17 protein-coding genes are annotated in these 19,664 nt (G+C 62.4%); 3 read left to right on the top strand and 14 right to left on the bottom strand.

From position 1 onward, the window contains the following. Positions 1–60: 60 nt before the first annotated feature. Positions 61–2,043, bottom strand: a complete 1,983-nt coding sequence (dnaG, locus tag C163_RS01915) for a DNA primase (RefSeq protein WP_025337451.1) — start codon at positions 2,041–2,043, stop codon at positions 61–63. A 303-nt stretch (positions 2,044–2,346) separates the two neighbouring features. Next, entirely contained in the window at positions 2,347–2,562 is a 216-nt protein-coding gene (gene rpsU, locus C163_RS01920) for a 30S ribosomal protein S21 (RefSeq protein WP_003255575.1), read from the bottom strand. 204 nt (positions 2,563–2,766) lie between these two features. Here rpsU and tsaD point away from each other — a divergent pair, with 204 nt between their 5' ends. Next, the gene (gene tsaD / locus C163_RS01925; protein WP_025337452.1) at positions 2,767–3,792 is read left to right on the top strand and encodes a tRNA (adenosine(37)-N6)-threonylcarbamoyltransferase complex transferase subunit TsaD; all 1,026 of its coding nucleotides are present in this window, start codon (positions 2,767–2,769) and stop codon (positions 3,790–3,792) included. Positions 3,793–3,795: 3 nt separating this feature from the next. Here the strand turns inward: tsaD and plsY are convergent, their stop codons facing one another. Continuing rightward, positions 3,796–4,365, bottom strand: a complete 570-nt coding sequence (gene plsY, locus C163_RS01930) for a glycerol-3-phosphate 1-O-acyltransferase PlsY (protein ID WP_013970581.1) — start codon at positions 4,363–4,365, stop codon at positions 3,796–3,798. A gap of 74 nt (positions 4,366–4,439) precedes the next feature. Between plsY and folB the strand changes: the two genes are divergently transcribed. Together folB and folK are read left to right on the top strand one after the other, a co-directional pair. After that, positions 4,440–4,796 carry a dihydroneopterin aldolase gene (gene folB, locus C163_RS01935; protein WP_004375185.1) on the top strand — a complete coding sequence of 119 codons (357 nt, stop codon included), beginning with the start codon at positions 4,440–4,442 and terminating at the stop codon, positions 4,794–4,796. After that, complete coding sequence (gene folK / locus C163_RS01940; protein WP_025337453.1) at positions 4,787–5,296, top strand: 2-amino-4-hydroxy-6-hydroxymethyldihydropteridine diphosphokinase; 510 nt, start codon at positions 4,787–4,789, stop codon at positions 5,294–5,296. The genes folB and folK overlap by 10 nt, the downstream gene beginning before the upstream one ends. Before the next feature lie 110 nt (positions 5,297–5,406). Here folK and C163_RS01945 read toward each other — a convergent pair whose 3' ends face one another. From C163_RS01945 to C163_RS01995, 11 genes are all read right to left on the bottom strand, one after another. Continuing rightward, on the bottom strand, positions 5,407–6,513 hold the full coding sequence (locus C163_RS01945; RefSeq protein ID WP_025337454.1) for a multifunctional CCA addition/repair protein: 1,107 nt from the start codon (positions 6,511–6,513) through the stop codon (positions 5,407–5,409). A 55-nt stretch (positions 6,514–6,568) separates the two neighbouring features. Beyond that, positions 6,569–8,137: a SpoVR family protein gene (locus tag C163_RS01950; RefSeq protein WP_025337455.1), complete on the bottom strand. Its 1,569-nt coding sequence runs from the start codon at positions 8,135–8,137 to the stop codon at positions 6,569–6,571. Beyond that, positions 8,134–9,405, bottom strand: coding sequence for a YeaH/YhbH family protein (locus C163_RS01955; RefSeq protein ID WP_013970586.1), 1,272 nt, complete (start codon positions 9,403–9,405; stop codon positions 8,134–8,136). The genes C163_RS01950 and C163_RS01955 overlap by 4 nt, the downstream gene beginning before the upstream one ends. Before the next feature lie 130 nt (positions 9,406–9,535). Beyond that, positions 9,536–11,458 (bottom strand): PrkA family serine protein kinase, encoded by a 1,923-nt coding sequence (locus C163_RS01960; RefSeq protein ID WP_015268718.1) that lies wholly within the window; start codon positions 11,456–11,458, stop codon positions 9,536–9,538. A 283-nt stretch (positions 11,459–11,741) separates the two neighbouring features. After that, positions 11,742–12,071: a thiosulfate sulfurtransferase GlpE gene (gene glpE / locus C163_RS01965; protein WP_025337456.1), complete on the bottom strand. Its 330-nt coding sequence runs from the start codon at positions 12,069–12,071 to the stop codon at positions 11,742–11,744. Between the two features lie 14 nt (positions 12,072–12,085). Next, positions 12,086–12,952, bottom strand: coding sequence for a symmetrical bis(5'-nucleosyl)-tetraphosphatase (locus C163_RS01970; RefSeq protein WP_025337457.1), 867 nt, complete (start codon positions 12,950–12,952; stop codon positions 12,086–12,088). Beyond that, complete coding sequence (apaG, locus tag C163_RS01975; protein WP_012270198.1) at positions 12,952–13,332, bottom strand: Co2+/Mg2+ efflux protein ApaG; 381 nt, start codon at positions 13,330–13,332, stop codon at positions 12,952–12,954. Before apaG ends, C163_RS01970 begins: the two co-directional genes overlap by 1 nt. A gap of 334 nt (positions 13,333–13,666) precedes the next feature. Further along, positions 13,667–14,467 (bottom strand): 16S rRNA (adenine(1518)-N(6)/adenine(1519)-N(6))-dimethyltransferase RsmA, encoded by an 801-nt coding sequence (rsmA, locus tag C163_RS01980; protein ID WP_025337458.1) that lies wholly within the window; start codon positions 14,465–14,467, stop codon positions 13,667–13,669. Beyond that, the gene (gene pdxA, locus C163_RS01985; protein WP_025337459.1) at positions 14,464–15,453 is read right to left on the bottom strand and encodes a 4-hydroxythreonine-4-phosphate dehydrogenase PdxA; all 990 of its coding nucleotides are present in this window, start codon (positions 15,451–15,453) and stop codon (positions 14,464–14,466) included. Before pdxA ends, rsmA begins: the two co-directional genes overlap by 4 nt. Then, a complete protein-coding gene (locus C163_RS01990; protein ID WP_015268722.1) occupies positions 15,450–16,769 on the bottom strand; it encodes a peptidylprolyl isomerase in 1,320 nt (439 codons plus the stop codon). Before C163_RS01990 ends, pdxA begins: the two co-directional genes overlap by 4 nt. Continuing rightward, on the bottom strand, positions 16,750–19,557 hold the full coding sequence (locus tag C163_RS01995; protein ID WP_025337461.1) for an LPS-assembly protein LptD: 2,808 nt from the start codon (positions 19,555–19,557) through the stop codon (positions 16,750–16,752). The genes C163_RS01990 and C163_RS01995 overlap by 20 nt, the downstream gene beginning before the upstream one ends. Between the last annotated feature and the right edge of the window lie 107 nt (positions 19,558–19,664).

A 19,664-nucleotide genomic window follows, 5' to 3' on the forward strand; every position in this document is an offset into this window, starting at 1 on the left:
TATCCACTGAAGGTCTTGGCGGGCAAAAAACAAGCCGAGGATTATACCCGAGCATGGGCCTCACGCGCCAGATGAGGTCGGCGTTTGTGCGGGAACATTCCGGCTCAGCAGGGCGAGGAGCTGGGTTTTTTCCTCGCTGGTCAATTCGCTTTGACGTGATTTCCTGAGCAGTTGTTCCAGGCTGCGCTCGCGTTGGCGGGCGGACAAGCTAGTTATAGTGTCGAAAAACTGTTGTTCAAGGTTGTCGGCCACGATCAGCCATTCCTTTTCCGCCAGAGCCCGCAGCAGGCGCCCCTGTTCGGTGCCGTGCCAACGTGCGATCAACTGCATTGAGCTTAGCCCAGGATTTTTCTGCGCGGCTTCGATCAGTGCCACCAGAAGCTGGCTGTACAGGTGTTCTTCGTCGGCGAAGTGGCTGGCATCCTCCACCTTGCCGGCCAGCAGCGGGTGGTGCAGCAGGGTGCGCAGGGCGGCCAGGGTGGGCGGCTCGACCGGGGCCGGTACGCGTGGTGGCGCTTCGTCACGTTGCTGCCATGGCTTGCCACCCTTGCGGTTCTTGTCCCAGGGTTTGTCGCTCCACTGCTTCTTGCCCGCGCCCTTGTTCGGCTTCCACTCCTGTTCCTGATGAACGGGGGCGAAGTCGTGCTGCGGCATGTCGCCGTAGTCGGGGGTGTAGCTGGCCATGGCGTCGTAGTCGTAGCCAGGGTCGTAGTCCGGCACGCTGCTGGCGGCCGGGGCGTGTTGCGCCAGTTGCTCGACCTGCTGCGGGTCGAGGCCGGTGATTTCCTTCAGGCGGTTGCGCATCAGCTGGCGCAGGTTGGCGCCGGGGATCTTTTCGATCAGCGGTGCGGCCAGGGTCGCCATATGCGCCTTGCCTTCCAGCGAGCGCGGGTCGGCTTCGACGCCTAGTTGCTCGAAGAAGTAATCGGCCAGCGGCTGGGCGTGCTGGTTGATGCGGGCCATGAAGGCATCGGTGCCTTCGGCGCGCACCAGGCTGTCCGGGTCTTCGCCTTCGGGCAGGAACAGGAAGCGCGCGCGGCGGCCGTCCTGCAGGTTCGACAGGGTCGACTCCAGGGCGCGCCAGGCGGCCTTGCGCCCGGCCTGGTCACCGTCGAAGCAGAACAGCACGCTGGGTACCACGCGGAACAGGCGCTTGAGGTGCTCTTCGCTGGTGGCGGTGCCGAGGGTGGCCACGGCGTTGCGCAGGCCCTGCTGGGCCAGGGCAATGACGTCCATGTAACCCTCGACGACGATGATTTCGTCGAGGTTGCGGTTGTGCTTGCGTGCCTCGTACAGGCCGTAGAGTTCCTGGCCCTTGTGGAACACCGGGGTTTCCGGGGAGTTCAGGTACTTGGGTTTGTCGTCGCCGAGCACCCGGCCACCGAAGGCGATGATGCGCCCGCGGCTGTCGCGGATCGGGAACATCACCCGGTCGCGGAAGCGGTCATAGCGCTTGCCGCTTTCGGCGTTCTCGATCAGCAGGCCGGCATCGATCATCACCTTCTGCTGCAGAGTGTCGGCACCCAGGTGCTTGAGCAGGTTGTCCCAGCCTGGTGGGGCGAAGCCCAGGCCGAAGTCGCGGGCGATTTCCCCGGACAGGCCACGGCCCTTGAGGTAATCCACAGCCGCCTTGCGGGTCGGGTGGCTGCGCAGGGCCTGGCGGTAGAACTCGGAGGCGGCGTCCAGCAGCGGGTACAGTGGCGAGTCGGTTGGCTGGCGCGGCTTGTGGTCGCGGCGGCCTTGCTCGCGGGGCACTTCCATGCCGGCGGCGCGGGCCAGCTCCTCGACGGCCTGGGGGAAGTCCAGGTTGTCGTGGTCCATGACGAAGCCCAGGGCGTTGCCGCCGGCACCGCAGCCGAAGCAGTAGTAGAACTGCTTGTCGGGGCTGACCGTGAAGGAAGGGGTCTTTTCCTTGTGGAACGGGCAGCAGGCGGAGTAGTTCTTGCCGGTTTTTTTCAGCTGGACGCGCGAACTCACCACGTCGACGATGTCGAGGCGGTTGATAAGGTCGTCGATGAAACTCTGGGGAATCAGCCCGGCCATGGCAGTCTCGTCATCTGGCAGCTGGCAAGTCTAATCGCTCACGCGCCGAATGGGGCGAGTGCCGCTTGGGAAAGTGCGAGGGAATGTGTGCTCGTCGCCGGCCCCTGAGGGCCCGTCAGTCGGACGTGCACGTCTGGTCATACAACAAGGAGGACCAGCTCTGACGTTTCAGGCAGGTTGCCCATGTGCAGTTCGCATGAAGCTTGTGCAGGGCCTTGAGCTAGCTGCTCAAGTTTGAAGCGACCACTGCCATCGCCCGGCGGTTAGCCGGGCAGGGCAGAAGCTTTGCGTAGAACGTCTGTATTAGTACAGACGAACGGCGCGGCGCTGTTCGCGCTGAACTTTCTTGGCGTGACGCTTAACAGCAGCAGCTGCTTTGCGCTTACGCTCGGCGGTCGGCTTCTCGTAAAACTCGCGGCTACGAACTTCAGCCAGTACACCGGCTTTTTCGCAGGAGCGCTTGAAACGACGCAGAGCTACGTCGAAGGGTTCGTTCTCTTTAACTTTGACGGCTGGCATCCAGGGCTACCTTAATTCATTACCGGGGTAGACGTGCTCCTGGCAAAACAAAGGTGTGCTGGAGAACGTCGGTTTTCAAGGGTTGCGGATGTTAACCCTTAGCAAGCCGGAATGCAAAGCCTCTGATCGAAAACCGCTGGTCGGCATCCGACACGGGGACTATCATGCGCGGCTTCGAATTCAGCCCCCACAAGGGACGAACCCATGCTAGTACTGGGATTGGAAACATCCTGCGACGAAACTGGCGTCGCATTATACGACAGCGAACGCGGTTTGTTGGCCGACGCGCTGTTCAGCCAGATCGACCTGCACCGCGTGTTCGGCGGTGTGGTGCCAGAGCTTGCCTCGCGTGACCACGTCAAGCGCATGCTGCCACTCATCCGCCAGGTGCTGGATGAGGCCGGCTGCGTCGCCACCGAGATCGACGCCATCGCCTACACCGCGGGCCCTGGCCTGGTCGGTGCCCTGCTGGTGGGGGCCTCCTGCGCCCAGGCGCTGGCCTTTGCCTGGGACATCCCGGCGATTGGCGTACACCACATGGAAGGCCACTTGCTGGCACCCATGCTGGAAGAAAACCCGCCGGAGTTTCCGTTCGTCGCTTTGTTGGTTTCCGGTGGCCACACGCAGTTGGTGCGGGTCGATGGCATCGGCCAGTACGAGCTGCTGGGCGAGAGCCTGGATGACGCCGCCGGCGAAGCGTTCGACAAGACCGCCAAGCTGATCGGCCTGAACTACCCCGGTGGCCCGGAAATCGCCCGCCTGGCCGAGCGCGGCGTGCCTGGCCGCTTCGTGTTCCCGCGGCCGATGACCGACCGCCCGGGCCTGGAGTTCAGCTTCAGCGGCCTGAAAACCTTTGCCCTGAACACCTGGCAGCAGTGCCGCGATGCCGGCGACGACAGTGAGCAAACCCGTTGCGACCTGTCCCTGGCATTCCAGCAGGCGGTGGTGGAGACTTTGACCATCAAGTGCAAGCGGGCGTTGAAGCAGACTGGCCTCAAGCGCCTGGTCATTGCTGGTGGCGTCAGCGCCAACAAGGCCCTGCGTGCATCCCTCGAGGACATGCTCGGCAGCATCAAGGGCAACGTGTACTACGCGCGCCCGCAGTTCTGCACCGACAACGGCGCGATGATCGCCTATGCCGGCTGCCAGCGGTTGTTGGCCGGGCAAAAGCAGGACCTGGCAATCAGCGTGCAGGCACGTTGGCCGATGGAGCAGTTGCCGCCGGTTTAAGCGTTAGAAGTGCCGTTCGCGGCCTGCGAACAGGTCGCGCAGGTTGCTGCGGTGGCGCCATACGATCATCGCTGTCAGCACGGTGATCGGCAGCAGGGCCTCTGGCTCGCGCCAGGCCAGCAATGGCAAGGTCAGCGGTGTGGCGATCAGCGCCGCCAGCGAGCTGGTGCGGGTGAGGTAGAAGGTCAGCAGCCAGGCACCGATGGCCAGCAGCGCGGCCGGGAAGTACAGGGCCATGAGCATGCCGGCGGCGGTTGCCACGCCCTTGCCGCCCTGGAAGCGGAAGTACAGCGGGAACAGGTGGCCCAGCACTGCGCACACGCCAACCCAGGCCTGCGCGTGCAGGTCCAGCCCGGCACCGCGGGCGAGCAATACCGGCAACAGGCCCTTGCACAGGTCGCCAAGCAGGGTCAGGATCGCCAGTTTGCGGCCTGCCAGGCGTAGCATGTTGGTGGCGCCGGCATTGCCTGAACCGCTGGAACGCGGGTCCGGGCTGCCCGTAAGGCGGCTGAGGACGATGGCGAAGGACAGCGAGCCGAGCAGGTAGGCGAGCAACGCCAGTAACCAAAACATGCTAACTATTCCGGGCGAGGACGCCCTGATTCTAACGGCGCCAGTCGCCCTTGTCGTGCTGTGGAGAGAAGTGCTTGGACAGAGTGTTCATCGAAGGCCTGGAAGTCGATACCGTCATCGGTGCCTATGACTGGGAGCGGGATATTCGCCAGTGCTTGCGCCTGGACCTGAGCTTTGCCTGGGACAACCGCCCGGCTGCGGCCGGTGACGACCTGAACCTGGCACTGGACTATGCCAGTGTGTCGGCGCGCATCCAGGCGTTTGCCGAACAGGCCCGTTTCGAGTTGGTGGAAACCTTCGCCGAGCGCCTGGTGGCGACGTTGATGGAAGAGTTCCACATCCCGTGGGTGCGGTTGAAACTGACCAAGCCGGGTGCGGTGCCGGCGGCCCGTGGTGGTGTTGGCGTGGAGATCGAGCGCGGATGTCTCTGAGCACGGTTTACCTGGGCCTTGGCAGCAACATCGACCGCGAGGTGCACTTGTGCGCCGGGCTCGATGCGTTGGCGGGCATCCTGACCGACATGCGCTGTTCGCCGGCGTTCGAAAGCCAGGCGGTGGGGATCAAGAGCGGGCCATTCATCAACTTCGTGGTGACCGGGCAGACTGCATTGCCGTTGATCGAACTGGACCGCCGGTTGAAGTTCATCGAGGCCGACAATGGTCGCTATGCGCCGGACCGCAAGGGCCTGCCGCTGGATATCGACGTGCTGATGTATGACGGCCTGCACGGCACGTTCGATGGGCTGGTGTTGCCTCGAGCCGAGATCCTGAAGAACGCCTTTGTGTTGTGGCCGCTGTCGCTGCTGGCGCCGGAGCTGGTACATCCGGGGGTAGGCAAGACAATGGCGCAGTTGTGGCAGGAGGCGCGGATTGATCAGGTGTTGGCCCCGGTTGCCTTTGAGTGGCGTGGGTTGCAGCTGACTCCCGCGTAAGCCTGTACCGGCCCTTTCGCGGCTAAAGCCGCTCCCACAGGTACAGCGACAACCTCGAGAGCAACGCCGTACCTGTGGGAGCGGCTTTAGCCGCGAAAGGGCCGGTATGTTCAGCCGAGCTTGTAAGCCTCGAGCGCTCTCAGCCGTTCACCTTTGAGCGCTTCCCCCAAGGCCTGGCCAGTAAGCCCTGCCTGCACCAACGGCTTGACATCCACTGCCCGCGCCGCCGCCGCTGCCCTTCGCAGGTAGTCGGCCTGTGGATAACCCGCTTTGCCCTCGCCCAGCGCTGTCATCTCGCAAGCGATCAGGAAGTCTTCGAACCGCTGTGGCCGCCGGTACACATCGAACTTCTGCAACAGCTCCAGCAGTGCCGTGGCAGGCAGCTCCTGCGCCTGGTTGCCCAGCTTCAGGCACTCACCCGTCAGCAGCGCCAGCTCCTGGCACTCCCGCGGCGCCTTCAGGCGCTGGTTGATGGCTTTGATCGCGGCCGGTGTCAGCGACTGCAGCAGGCAGGCCCAGCGTACATGCAGGGGCCGTTCATGCATTGCCGCCTGTTCCAGCGCCGCCAGGGCCTGGGGAGCGTCATCAAGCTCTGGCAGCAGCTCCTGCAGGGCCCCACAAGCATGCAGCACCTGGAAGAACACCTGCGGCTGCGCCTCCATCAGCGCCCGCTCGATTTCCTTCCAACTGCGCTCGGCGGTCAGCGCCTGCAGTTCGCCCGAGGCGCTGATCTGGCGCATCAGCTCAAGCGTCTCATCGGCAACCCGGAAACCCAGCGGCGCATAACGGGCAGCAAAGCGCGCAACACGCAGCACACGCAATGGATCTTCGGCGAATGCCGGGGAAACATGGCGCAAAAGGCGCTGATCGAGATCGCTCTGGCCGTGATAGGGGTCGTACACCGTACCCGTCTCGTCCTCGGCCATTGCATTGATGGTCAGGTCACGGCGGATCAGGTCTTCTTCCAGGGTCACATCGGGGCTGGCGTGGAAGGTGAAGCCGCCGTAGCCGCGCCCGCTCTTGCGCTCGGTGCGCGCCAGGGCATATTCCTCGCCGGTTTTCGGGTGCAGGAACACCGGGAAATCAGCGCCAACGGGGCGAAAGCCCTTGGCGTGCATTTCCTCGACCGTGGCGCCGACCACCAGCCAGTCGATATCGCTGACAGGGCGGCCGAGCAGGCGGTCGCGCACGGCGCCGCCGACTTTGTAGATGTGCATGTGCAGCTCTCCATAACTGCCGACAGGATACCCTGTCGGCACTCATGGCGTGGCACTAGAGGTGGTGGATGACAGCCAGGTCCATGCGGCCGTAGTCGGCACTTTCGCCGTGCTCGCCGCGTGGTGGCATGTGGTGGGTCTTCATCACCTGCTCGCCCTGGACGGTCTCCAGGTGGATGTCGAAGCCCCACAGGCGGTGCAGGTGCTTGAGCACTTCATCGGTAGAGTCGCCCAGCGGTTTGCGGTTGTGTTGCTGGTGACGCAAGGTCAGCGAGCGGTCGCCGCGGCGGTCGACGCTCCAGATCTGCACGTTCGGTTCGCGGTTGCCCAGGTTGTACTGCGCCGCCAGCAGTTCGCGAATAGTCCGGTAGCCGGCCTCGTCGTGGATGGCAGGTACATACAGGTCGTCGCGCTGGTCGTCATCGAGGATGCTGAACAGCTTCAGATCGCGCATGACCTTCGGCGACAGGTACTGCAGGATGAAGCTCTCGTCCTTGAAGCTGCTCATGGCGAACTTGATGGTAGAAAGCCAGTCACTGCCGGCAATGTCGGGGAACCAGCGGCGATCTTCTTCAGTCGGGTTCTCGCACATGCGGCGTATGTCGGTGTACATCGCAAAGCCCAGTGCGTAGGGGTTGATGCCGTTGTAGTAGGGGCTGTCGAAGCCGGGCTGGAACACCACGCTGGTGTGCGACTGCAGGAACTCCATCATGAAGCCTTCGGTGATCAGCCCCTCGTCGTACAGGTCGTTCATCAGCGTGTAGTGCCAGAACGTCGCCCAGCCTTCGTTCATCACCTGGGTCTGGCGCTGCGGGTAGAAATACTGGGCGATCTTGCGCACGATGCGCACCACTTCACGTTGCCAGGGCTCCAGCAGCGGGGCGTTCTTCTCGATGAAATACAGGATGTTTTCCTGCGGTTCGGCGGGGAAGCGTGCATCATCGCGCTCGTTACCCTTGTCGGCACTCTTCGGAATGGTCCGCCACAGGTCATTGATCTGCCGCTGCAGGTGCTCCTCGCGCTCCTTCTGCCGCCGCCGCTCCTCTTCGGCGGAAATCGGATAAGGCCGCTTGTAACGGTCGACGCCGTAGTTCATCAGGGCATGGCAGGAGTCGATCAGGTCTTCCACGGCATCGATGCCATGGCGCTCTTCGCACTGGGCGATGTACTGCTTGGCGAACACCAGGTAGTCGATGATCGAGCTGGCGTCGGTCCAGGTGCGGAACAGGTAGTTGCCCTTGAAGAAACTGTTATGGCCGTAGCAGGCATGGGCGATTACCAGTGCCTGCATGCACATGGTGTTTTCTTCCATCAGATAGGCGATGCACGGGTCGGAGTTGATCACGATCTCGTAGGCCAGGCCCATCTGGCCACGGCTGTAGGACTTCTCCGTGCTGAGGAACTGCTTGCCGTAGGACCAGTGGTGATAACCCAGCGGCATGCCGACCGAGGCGTAGGCGTCCATCATCTGCTCGGCGGTAATCACCTCGATCTGGTTGGGGTAGGTGTCCAGGGCGTAACGCTCGGCCAGGCGGCTGATTTCCCGGTCGTAGGTCTGGATCAGTTCGAACGTCCACTCGGACCCGGTGGAAATAGGTTGGCGTCTCTGTGCTCTGGCGGTCATGTGGCTAACCTGCGCTGGAAGAGTTCACGGAAGACCGGGTAGATATCGCCGGCCGATACCAACTGCTGCTGGGCGAACGTGTCGGGGAAGGCTTCGCCGATGCGCTCGTATTCGTACCACAGCGCCTGGTGTTCACGCGGGGTGATTTCAACGTAAGTGTAGTACTGCACATGCGGCATGATCTGCTTGGCCAGGATGTCGCGGCAGATCGGCGAGTCGTCGTTCCAGTTGTCGCCGTCGGAAGCCTGGGCGGCGTAGATGTTCCAGTCGCTGGCCGGGTAGCGTTCGGCCATGACCTCCTGCATCAGCTTCAGCGCGCTGGAAACGATGGTGCCGCCGGTTTCCCGCGAATAGAAGAATTCTTCCTCGTCGACTTCACGGGCGCTGGTGTGGTGGCGGATGAACACCACTTCGATGCGGTCGTAGTTACGCTTGAGGAACAGGTACAGCAGGATGAAGAAGCGCTTGGCGATGTCCTTGGTGGCCTGCGTCATCGAGCCGGACACGTCCATCAGGCAGAACATCACTGCCTTGGAGCTGGGGTTGGGCTGCTTGACCAGCAGGTTGTACTTGAGGTCGAAGGTGTCGAGGAAGGGCAGGCGGTTGATGCGTGCCTTCAGGCGTTCGATCTCGTGTTCGACTTCCTGGATATCGGTGAAGTTGTCGGGTTCCTCGACCTTCAGGCGGGCGAGTTCCTTCTGCGCTTCGCGCAGCAGTGCGCGGCTGCTGCCGGTCAGGGCGATACGCCGGGCATGGGCCGAACGCAGGGTGCGCACGATGTTGATGCGTGACGGGTTGCCTTCGTTGGCGATACCGGCGCGCACGGTCTTGAAGGTGTCTGCCCCGGTCAGGTGACGTTTGACCAGGTTGGGCAGTTCGAGGTCCTCGAACATGAACTCGAGGAATTCTTCCTGGGTGATCTGGAAGACGAAGTCGTCCATGCCTTCGCCGGAGTTGCCGGCCTTGCCTCGGCCGCTGCCACCGCCACCGCCTTGTGGCCTGGGGATGTGTTCACCGGCGGTGAATTCCTTGTTGCCTGGGTGCACGATGGTCTGCTTGCCCCCGCGACCATGGTGCAGCACCGGTTCGTCGATGTCGCGCCCCGGGATGCTGATCTGCTCGCCATGTTCCATGTCCATGATGGAACGGCGGCTTACCGCCTCTTCGACGGCTTTCTTGATGTGTTCGCGGTACCGCCGCAGGAAGCGCTGGCGGTTCACCGTGCTCTTGTTCTTGCCGTTCAGGCGTCGATCTATAACGTAGCTCATGGTCCCTCCGGTAGCTGGGAACAGCTGCACGCTTCAAGCTACGAGCTGCTGCACGTAAAGGCAGCAAAGCAGCTGCCGCCGCCCAGGGCTGGCATAGCAGCCCTGGGCGCGCGGTGGGTAGCTTGTCGCTTTATTGCGATTTCCTGACCCGCAGGTACCATTCCGACAGCAGACGAACCTGTTTGTCGGTGTAGCCACGCTCCACCATGCGCGTGACGAAGTCGTTGTGTTTCTGTTGGTCCTCCTTGCTTGCCTTGGCGTTGAAGCTGATGACCGGCAGCAGGTCCTCGGTGTTGGAGAACATTTTCTTCTCGATCACCACCCGCAGCTTTTCGTAGCTCAGCCAGCTTGGGTTCTTGCCGTTGTTGTTGGCCCGGGCACGCAGCACGAAGTTGACGATTTCGTTGCGGAAATCTTTCGGGTTGCTGATGCCGGCCGGCTTCTCGATCTTCTCCAGTTCTTCGTTGAGGGCGATACGGTTGAGGATTTCGCCGGTTTCCGGGTCGCGGTATTCCTGGTCCTGGATCCAGAAGTCTGCGTACAGCACGTAGCGGTCGAAGATGTTCTGGCCGTATTCGCTGTAGGATTCCAGGTAGGCGGTCTGGATTTCCTTGCCGATGAACTCGATGTAGCGCGGGGCCAGGTACTCTTTCAGGTAGCGCAGGTAGCGTTCGCGCACCTCGGCCGGGAACTGTTCCTGCTCGATCTGCTGCTCCAGCACATACAGCAGGTGCACCGGGTTGGCGGCCACTTCATGCGGGTCGAAGTTGAATACCTTGGACAGGATCTTGAAGGCGAAGCGGGTCGACAGGCCGTTCATGCCTTCGTCGACGCCGGCGGCATCGCGGTACTCCTGGATCGACTTGGCCTTCGGATCGGTGTCCTTGAGGTTTTCCCCATCGTACACCCGCATCTTCGAATAGATGTTGGAGTTTTCCGGCTCTTTCAGGCGCGATAGTACGGTGAACTGGGCGAGCATCTTCAGCGTGTCTGGCGCGCAGTGGGCCTTGGCCAGCGAACTGTTGATCAGCAGCTTGTCGTAGATCTTGATTTCGTCGCTGACGCGCAGGCAGTACGGCACCTTGACGATGTAGATCCGGTCGATGAACGCCTCGTTGTTCTTGTTGTTACGGAAGGTGTGCCATTCCGATTCGTTGGAGTGGGCCAGCAGAATCCCGGAGTAGGGGATGGCGCCGAGGCCTTCGGTACTGTTGTAGTTGCCTTCCTGGGTGGCGGTGAGCAACGGGTGCAGGACCTTGATCGGTGCCTTGAACATCTCGACGAATTCCATCAGGCCCTGGTTGGCCCGGCACAGCGCGCCCGAATAGGCATAGGCGTCGGCGTCGTTCTGCGGGAATTCCTCGAGCTTGCGGATATCCACCTTGCCGACCAGCGCCGAAATGTCCTGGTTGTTTTCGTCACCGGGTTCGGTCTTGGCGATGGCGATCTGGTTGAGGATCGACGGGTACAGCTTCACCACCTTGAACTTGCTGATGTCGCCGCCGAACTCCTGCAGGCGCTTGGTGGCCCAGGGCGACATGATGGTGTTCAGGTAGCGCCGCGGGATGCCGAACTCTTCCTCGAGGATGGCCCCGTCTTCGGTGGCGTTGAACAGGCCCAGGGGCGACTCGAATACCGGCGAGCCCTTGATGGCATAGAACGGTACCTTTTCCATCAGCTGCTTGAGTTTTTCGGCCAGCGACGACTTACCGCCGCCCACCGGGCCCAGCAGATAGAGGATCTGTTTCTTTTCCTCCAGGCCTTGGGCGGCGTGGCGGAAGTAGGACACGATCTGGTCGATGCACTCTTCCATGCCATGGAAGTCGGCAAAGGCCGGATAGCGGCGGATAACCTTGTTGGAGAAGATTCGCGACAGTCTGGAGTTGGTTGAGGTGTCGATCAGCTCCGGCTCACCGATGGCCAGCAACAGCCGTTCGGCCGCCGATGCGTAGGCACTGCGATCCTCTTTGCACAGCTCGAGGTACTCCTGCAGCGAGAGTTCTTCCTGGCGCGTAGACTCGAAACGTTGTTGGAAGTGGCTAAAAATACTCATGACGTCACCTCGCTCGATACGTGGAGACGACGCCGGATCAGTCAGCTGATGCTGGCATGCAACCGGGGTTGCCGATTGCTGTATACCCCCCAGAACACCCTGTAACGCTACCGATGACCCGCACGCCGGTGTACCGGCTCTCCCCTTTTTCTGGATGGCCTGCGCTTAAGAATAGTTGGTTATCCGCAAGGTCAAGGGCGAGGGGCGGAGAAGTTGCGAACGACCGTTCGTCAGATAAGCCGCAAGCCCGCATGGGGCGCGGGCTGCAGTAAAAATGAAAAAATTATTCGGCAGTGCCCTGGGCGGTTTCGGCCGGGTAGGTGGCGCGCCACAGCTCAAAGCCGCCGTCCACGCTGTATACGTCCGAGAAGCCTTGGCCCACCAGATAGGCCGCAGCGCTCTGGCTGGAATTGCCGTGGTAGCACACCACCAGGGTTGGGGCATCGAGGTCGGCATTGCGGATGAACTCGGCGACCGAATGGTTATCCAGATGCTTGGCACCGGTGATGTGGCCGGCGGCAAAGGCCTGCGGGTCGCGAATGTCGACGACTACCGCACCTTGCGCGCGCAGGGCCAAGGCCTGTTCGGGAGGGATGCGCTTGAATTCGCTCATGGGTACGGCTTCCTTCAGGATTGATCGTTCAGTGTAGGCGTTTGGGTGGGGAGGCGTAAGTTGCCGTCGTCGCTGCAGTCACAGCGGTGGTATTCGCCGCTGTCGACGTTGTACAGGGTCATGGCACCGCCCCACACGCAACCGGTGTCCAGGGCGATGATGCCGGGCTCGTCGACCTGCCCCTGCAGGGCGGCCCAGTGGCCGAAGATGATCTTCACGTGGCGTGAGCGTCGGCCTTTGTGTGCGTACCAGGGCTTGTAGCCCTTGGGGGCGGTATTCAGGCCTTCCTTGCTCTTGAGGTCGAGCTTGCCCTCGGCGGTGCAGAAGCGCATGCGCGTGAGGCAGTTGGTGATGACCCGCAGGCGTTCGATGCCGCTGAGGTTCTTGCTCCACTTGTTCGGCTCGTTGCCGTACATGCCGTCCAGGTACAGCTTCAGGCGCTCGTCGTCGCGCAGCACTTCCTCGACCTCGGCGGCCAGCTCCAGGGCTTTGCCCAAGGTCCATTGCGGTGGAATGCCGGCGTGAACCAGGGCAATGCCACGGGGTTCGTCGTAATGCAGCAGCTTTTGCTGGCGCAGCCAGTCGAACAGCTGGTCGGCGTCCGGCGCTTCGATGATCTCGCGCAGGGTGTCGCTTTTCTTCAGGCGTTCGACGTTGTGCCAGGCGGCCAGCAGGTGCAGGTCATGGTTGCCCAGCACGCACACCAGCGACTGGCGGATCGAATAAAGGAAGCGCAGGGTTTCCAGTGACTCGGGGCCGCGGTTGACCAGGTCGCCGACCAGCCACAGGCGGTCGACGGCGGGGTTGAAGTTGACCCGTTCGAGCAGGCACTTGAGTGGCTGCAGGCAGCCCTGCAGGTCACCGACGGCGTAGGTAGCCATCAGTGCAGCGCCCCGGGCACCGCCAGGCGGAAGGGCGCGATCTCGGCATCGAAGCGTTTGCCGTCTTCGGCGAACATCTGGTAGCTGCCCTGCATGGTGCCCACGCGGGTGCTGATGACCGCTCCGCTGCTGTAGGTATGGCTCTGGCCCGGGTCGATATTGGGCTGCTGGCCGACCACACCGGCGCCACGCACCTCCTCGACCTCGCCGTCACCGTTGGTGATCAGCCAGTGGCGCGACAGCAGCTTGGCCTTGAGCGAGCCATTGTTCTGCACGGTGATGGTGTAGGCGAAAGCGAAACGACTGTTTTCGGGGTCGGATTGTTCTTTGAGGTAGCGGGTCACGACGCTGACGTCGATCTGATAGCGGGGGTCGGACATGCAAGGGCCTTGGGCGAACTGACGCAATAATGCAGTCTAGGCCATTGAGAGGGGGAAGGGCCAGCGGTGAGGGGCTTGGGGATTTGTGTTGTCTGTCCCGGCCCTTTCGCGGGTAAACCCGCTCCCACCTGGCCGGCATGGGTTTCAAGGCATGCACAGCACCTGTAGGAGCAGCCTTGTGCTGCGAAGAGGCCATTACTGTCGAAGAAAATCTTTCGCCCTACTGGCTTCTTCGCAGCACAAGGCTGCTCCTACAAGGTACTGCGCAGATTTTGAGGGCTGTGGAGTACCTGTGGGAGCCGGCTTGCCGGCGATAGGGCCGGTACAGGAGATATCAGGCTTGTTGGTCAGCCAACTGGTCAGCCAGGCGCACGAAGGCGGCCAGGTCCAGCTGTTCAGGGCGCAGGCTGCCGTCCACGCCGGCAGCTTCGATGGCCGCGCTGTCGAGCAGGCCTTTCATGGTGTTGCGCAGTGTCTTGCGGCGCTGGTTGAAGGCTTCGCGTACCACCTGCTCCAGCAGCTTTGCGTCCTTGGCCGGGTACGGCAGCACTTCGTGCGGCACCAGGCGGACGATGGCCGAGTCCACTTTCGGCGGCGGGTTGAAGGCGCCAGGGCCAACGTTGAACAGGTGCTCGACCCGGCAGTGGTACTGCACCATGATCGACAGACGCCCCCAGTCACCACCGCCAGGGCCGGCGGCCATGCGCTCGACCACTTCCTTCTGCAACATGAAGTGCATGTCGCGGATCAGCCCGGCATGGCTGAGCAGGTGGAAGATCAGTGGAGTGGAGATGTTGTAGGGCAGGTTGCCCACCACCTTGAGGCTGCGCGGTGGCACGCCCAGCTGGTTGAAGTCGAACTTCAGGGCGTCGCCCTGGTGCAGGCGGAAATTGCTGCGACCGGCAAACTTGTGCTGCAGGATCGGCACCAGGTCCTTGTCCAGTTCCACCACGTCCAGCTGTGCCCCGCTGCCCAGCAGGCCTTCGGTCAGGGCGCCCTGGCCGGGGCCGATTTCCAGCAGATGTTCGCCGGCCTTGGCGTTGATGGCACGCAGGATGCGGTCGATGATGCCGGCATCGTGCAGGAAGTTCTGGCCGAAGCGCTTGCGCGCCCGGTGTTGGTATTGCTCGTTCATGGTCGGTTCTCGGCCATCTGGTAGGCGGTTTCCAGCGCGACGCGCAGGCTGCCGGTGTCGACCTTGCCAGTGCCGGCCAGGTCCAGGGCGGTGCCGTGGTCGACCGACGTGCGGATGATCGGCAGGCCCAGGGTCACGTTGACTGCAGCGCCGAAGCCTTTGTACTTGAGTACAGGCAAGCCCTGGTCGTGGTACATCGCCAGCACCGCATCGCAGTGCTCCAGATATTTGGGGGTAAACAGGGTATCGGCCGGCAGCGGCCCGCGCAGGTCCATGCCTTCGGTGCGCAGGCGGGCCAGGGTCGGCTCGATGATGTCGATTTCCTCGCGGCCCAGGTGGCCGCCCTCGCCCGCGTGCGGGTTGAGGCCGCACACCAGGATGCGCGGGTTGGCAATGCCGAACTTGTCGCGCATGTCGGCATGCAGGATACGGGTTACACGCTCGACGCGCTCGGCAGTGATGGCGTCGGCAATGTCGCGCAGCGGCAGGTGTGTGGTCACCAGGGCCACACGCAGGCCACGGGTGGCCAGCATCATCACCACTTGCGCGGTGTGGGTCAGCTCGGCAAGGAATTCGGTATGCCCGGAGAAGGCGATACCGCTTTCGTTGATCACGCCCTTGTGTACAGGGGCGGTGATCATCCCGGCGAAGTGCCCGTCCAGGCAGCCTTGCCCGGCACGGGTCAGGGTTTCCAGCACGAACGCGGCATTCGCCTTGTCGAGCTGGCCCGGCACTACCGGGGCCGCCAGGGGGGTATCCCAGACGTACAGGCTACCCGCTGGCGCCGGCTGCTCGGGCCATAGGTCCGGCGCTACCGGCAGCAGGTTGACGGCCAGCCCCAGCTGCGTGGCCCGCTCGGCGAGCAGGTCACGGCTGGTGATGGCGATCAGGGGGTGGGGCTGGGCGTCTGCGGCGAGCAGCAGGCACAGGTCGGGGCCTATGCCGGCCGGCTCGCCGGGGGTGACGGCGAAGCGCAGGGGCTTCACTGGGCGGCCTGGTCAGCGCCAGGCAGCTTGATTTCAACGTAGGCCTCGTCGCGGATCTGGCGCAGCCAGGTCTGCAGCTCTTCGTCGTACTTGCGGTTGCGCAGTACGTTCATGGCCTGTTGCTCACGAGCCTGCTCGGTGCTGTCGGTGGCGCGACGGCCCAGCACTTCCAGGACATGCCAGCCGTACTGGGTCTTGAACGGACGGGTGACTTCGCCTTGGGCGGCGTTGGCCATCTGCTCGCGGAACTCCGGTACCAGGCTGTTCGGGTCAACCCAGTTGAGGTCGCCGCCGTTGAGCGCCGAACCCGGGTCTTCCGAGAAGCTCTTGGCCAGCTCGCCGAAGTCTTCGCCGTTCTTGATGCGCTCGTACAGGCGTTCGGCCAGTTGCTCGGTGGCCGCCTCGCTGCGGATTTCGCTCGGCTTGATCAGGATGTGGCGAACGTGCACTTCGTCACGCAGCACGTTCTCGCTGCCACCACGCTTCTCCTCGAGCTTGAGGATGATGAAGCCGTTGGGAATGCGGATAGGCTGGGTAATTTCGCCAACCGGCATGCTGCTGAGCATCTTGGCGAAGTCTGGCGGCAGCTGGCCGGCTTTACGCCAGCCCATCTCGCCGCCTTCCAGGGCGTTTTCGCTGGCGGAGCGGGCAATGGCCATCTGGCCGAAGTCCGCGCCCTGCTTGAGCTGCTGGTACACATCGCCAACCTGGCGCGCGGCGGCCTGGATGGCTTCCGAGTTGGCCGCTTCCGGGGTCGGGATCAGGATGTTGGCCAGGCGGTACTCTTCCGACATCTGCATCTTGCCAAGGTCGGAGTTGAGGAAGTTCTTCACTTCCTGCTCGGACACCTGGATACGCTCGGCCACGCGGCGCTGGCGCACGCGGCTGATGATCATCTCGCGCTTGACCTGCTCGCGGGCGTCGTCGAACGACATGCCGTCACGGGCCAGGGCGGCGCGGAACTGGTCCAGCGACATGCCGTTGCGCTGGGCAATGGTGCCCATGGCCTGGTTCAGTTCTTCGTCGGTGATGCGGATGCCGGAGCGCTCGCCGATCTGCAGTTGCAGGTTCTCGACGATCAGACGTTCCAGTACCTGCTGGTCCAGCGCACCGGCAGGCGGCATGCCGCCGCCACGCTTGGCGATGGTTTGCTGGACCTCGCGGACACGCTGGTCCAGCTGGCTTTGCATGACCACGTCGTTGTCGACGATGGCCACCACGCGATCAAGAGGTTGCACCGCGGCATGCACCGCGCCACTCAGCAATGCAACGCCCAGCAACGCCGGGCGCAGTCGATCAATAAGCTTGGTCTTCACGTTCACGATAACCTTGAATGCCTTGGTCGAGGAAAGATTCGACCTTGTTGCCGACTACACCACCGAGGCCTTTCAGGACGATCTGAAGGAAGATGCCGTGGTCGCCTTTTTCGTTCTGAGGCAGGGCTTGGCTGAAGTCGTCGTAGTCGATCCAGTAACGGTTGATCAGGCGCAGCTTCCAGCAGCAGTTGTCGTACTCGAAACCGCCCATGGCTTCCAGGGTGCGGTTGCGGTTGTAGTCATGCTGCCAGCGAGCGATGACGCTCCACTGCGGAACGATCGGCCAGATGACGGAGAAGTCATGCTGCTGGATCTTGTAGTAGTCCTTCACGTAGTTAGGACTGCCCGGGGTGCCATAGTCGCCGCCGCCCACTTTCCAGGTACCGGTCGTGGAGTCGTAGGCGATGGTGTCGTTACGGTAGCGATAACCGAGGTTGACCACCTTGTTCGGGTTGTCTTCAGGCTGGTAGTGGAACATCGCGCTGCCCGAGCGGGTGCTGCGGCTGTCCGGGTCCCAGTTGAAGTCCGAATTGAAGCGCCAGTCGCGGTTGAAATAGTAGTTGTACAGCAGAGCGTACGGCGACACATCGGACTGCGCATCCTTGCGGTCGCGGTAGTCGATGCCCGGCAACTGGACCTTGCGGTCCTTGAAGTAGTACGCCTGACCGATGCTGAAGTTTTGGCGCTCGAAACCGTTGTCTTCGATCCAGCGGGTGGTCACACCCAGCGACAGCTTGTTCTCGTCACCGATACGGTCGACACCGCTGAAACGGTTGTCACGGAACAGGGAATCGTAGCTGAAGAGCGTCTCGCCGGAGTCAAACAGCGGGATGTCCACCTGGTCCTTGTACGGAACGTAGAGATAGAACAGGCGCGGTTCGAGGGTCTGCTTGTAGTTCGTGCCGAACAGCGATGTGTTGCGGTCGAAGTACAAACCACTGTCGACGCTGAAGATCGGAACGTCGCGGTTCTGATTGCTCTTGAAGTCACCGTAAAGATCGATCCGCCCTGGGTTATCGATCAGGTCTTGCTTGCCCTTGCTGTCCAGATCAAGGTCATAGTGCGTGTACATGTACTTCAATTTCGGCGTGATGTAGCCATAGCTGGCTTCCATCGGCAGGCTGATCGACGGGGCGACATTGAAGCGGTTGCCCGTGGAACGGGCTACGCCGAAGATATTTTCGTCGAGTCGTTTACCCGCCACGCCGCCAACGCTGGTATCTGGGTTGCCATCCTCGTTGAATACGAAGTCGTCTTTCAGATCACGATCGAAACGGACTGCCTCGGTTTCGTAGGCAATATTGAGCCCACCTGGCTCGTACGGCAGCTTGCCATTGAAGGTAATCTGCGGCAGGCGGTCATACGGCGTGATCTGGGAGATGGTCGCCATTTCATGGGCATGCACGTTCAGTCGCGCGGTGTAGCTGTCGCCGCGCCATGTCAGTGCGCCCTGTTGATCCAGGATGTCCTTGCTTTCAACACCAATCTGATCAGATTCCAGGTCCTGGAAGTAGAACGGGTCGCTGATGTCGGTGTAGTCCACCTCGGTCATCAGGCGCTCGTCCAGCCCGCCCTTGTGCTGCCAGTTGACCATCCAGCGCTGTTCTTTGTAGTCAGTCTGGTCTTTGCGGTCGTCGTTCTTGTCGTTGAGGTACGCACCACCGAACTGGCCTTCGCTGGAAGGCGTCAGGTAGCGGAACTCGCCTTCCATCAGCAGGCCGCGCTTGGTCATGTAGCGCGGGTACAACGTGGCGTCGTAGTTAGGCGCCAGGTTGAAGTAGTACGGCGTGACCAGCATGAAGCCGGTGTCGCTGCTGCTGCTGAACGATGGCGGCAGGAAGCCGGACTGGCGACGGTCGTCGATCGGGAAGTAGATGTACGGTGTGTAGAACACCGGGAAATCCTTGACCCGCAGCGTAACGTTGGTCGCGGTACCGAAACCGGTGGCCGGGTTCAGGGTGATGTTGTTGCCCTTCAGCTGCCAGGCGTTGCTGCCCGGTTCGCAGGTGGTGTACGTACCGTCCTTGAGGCGGATGATGGCGTTCTCGCCACGCTTGGCGTACAGGGCACTGCCGCGGATGTGCGACTTGTGCATCACGTATTCGGCGTTGTCGACCTGGGCTTCGCCCGTGTCGAGCTGGATCTGTGCCTCGTCACCGACCACCAGCGAACCGTTGTCACGGATCTTGACGTTGCCCTTGAGCTCGCCACGGTTTTCGGTCTGGTAGAGGTTGGCCTCGTCGGCCTCGGCCTGCATGCTGCCCTGGCGCATCACCACGTCACCGGCGAGGGTAGCGATCTGCTGCTCCTGCTGGTACTTGGATACCTTGGCGTTGATGTAGGTCGGCGACTCGTCCTTCGGCGTGGTGTCGGCCATGCCCGGGCGGGTTGGCTCGATGTAGGCGCCACCGCAGTACGGGCCGGTTTCGGCCAGCTGTGCGGCAGTGAGCTTTTCACGCGGAACCCAGTCCAGGTGGCTGTAGTCTTCGCTACGCGACTTCAGGCCACGGCCTTTGGCCTCGGTGACCAGCATCGGCCTGTCCGCGGTTTCGCCTTCGCTCGCGGCTTCGGTGCCGGTGCTGACGGCAGCACCCTCGTGCACCGGGCGCGGCGGCAGGTTGTTGGCTGGGGTCTTGGGCTTGCAGTCCCAACCACCGGAGGCGGACACTTGGCAGTCGAACTGTTCGGCTGCCACCACGTAAGACGTGGCCAGAGGTTGCAGGGCCAGCAAACCGCCGGTTACCAGCAACGGAAACTTTCTACGAAACGCGGGGGATTTCAATGCCATCTTATTAGTCCGGGCTTCCTGCGTGCCATCTGCCCGCGTGTGGGGCCGCACGCCTCTCGATGGTCTGAAAAAGATGCTGGATAATAAAGCATGACCCGCTTGACGGC

The organism is Pseudomonas sp. FGI182 (assembly GCF_000511325.1).
GTDB classification, from domain to species: Bacteria; Pseudomonadota; Gammaproteobacteria; order Pseudomonadales; family Pseudomonadaceae; genus Aquipseudomonas; species Aquipseudomonas putida_Z.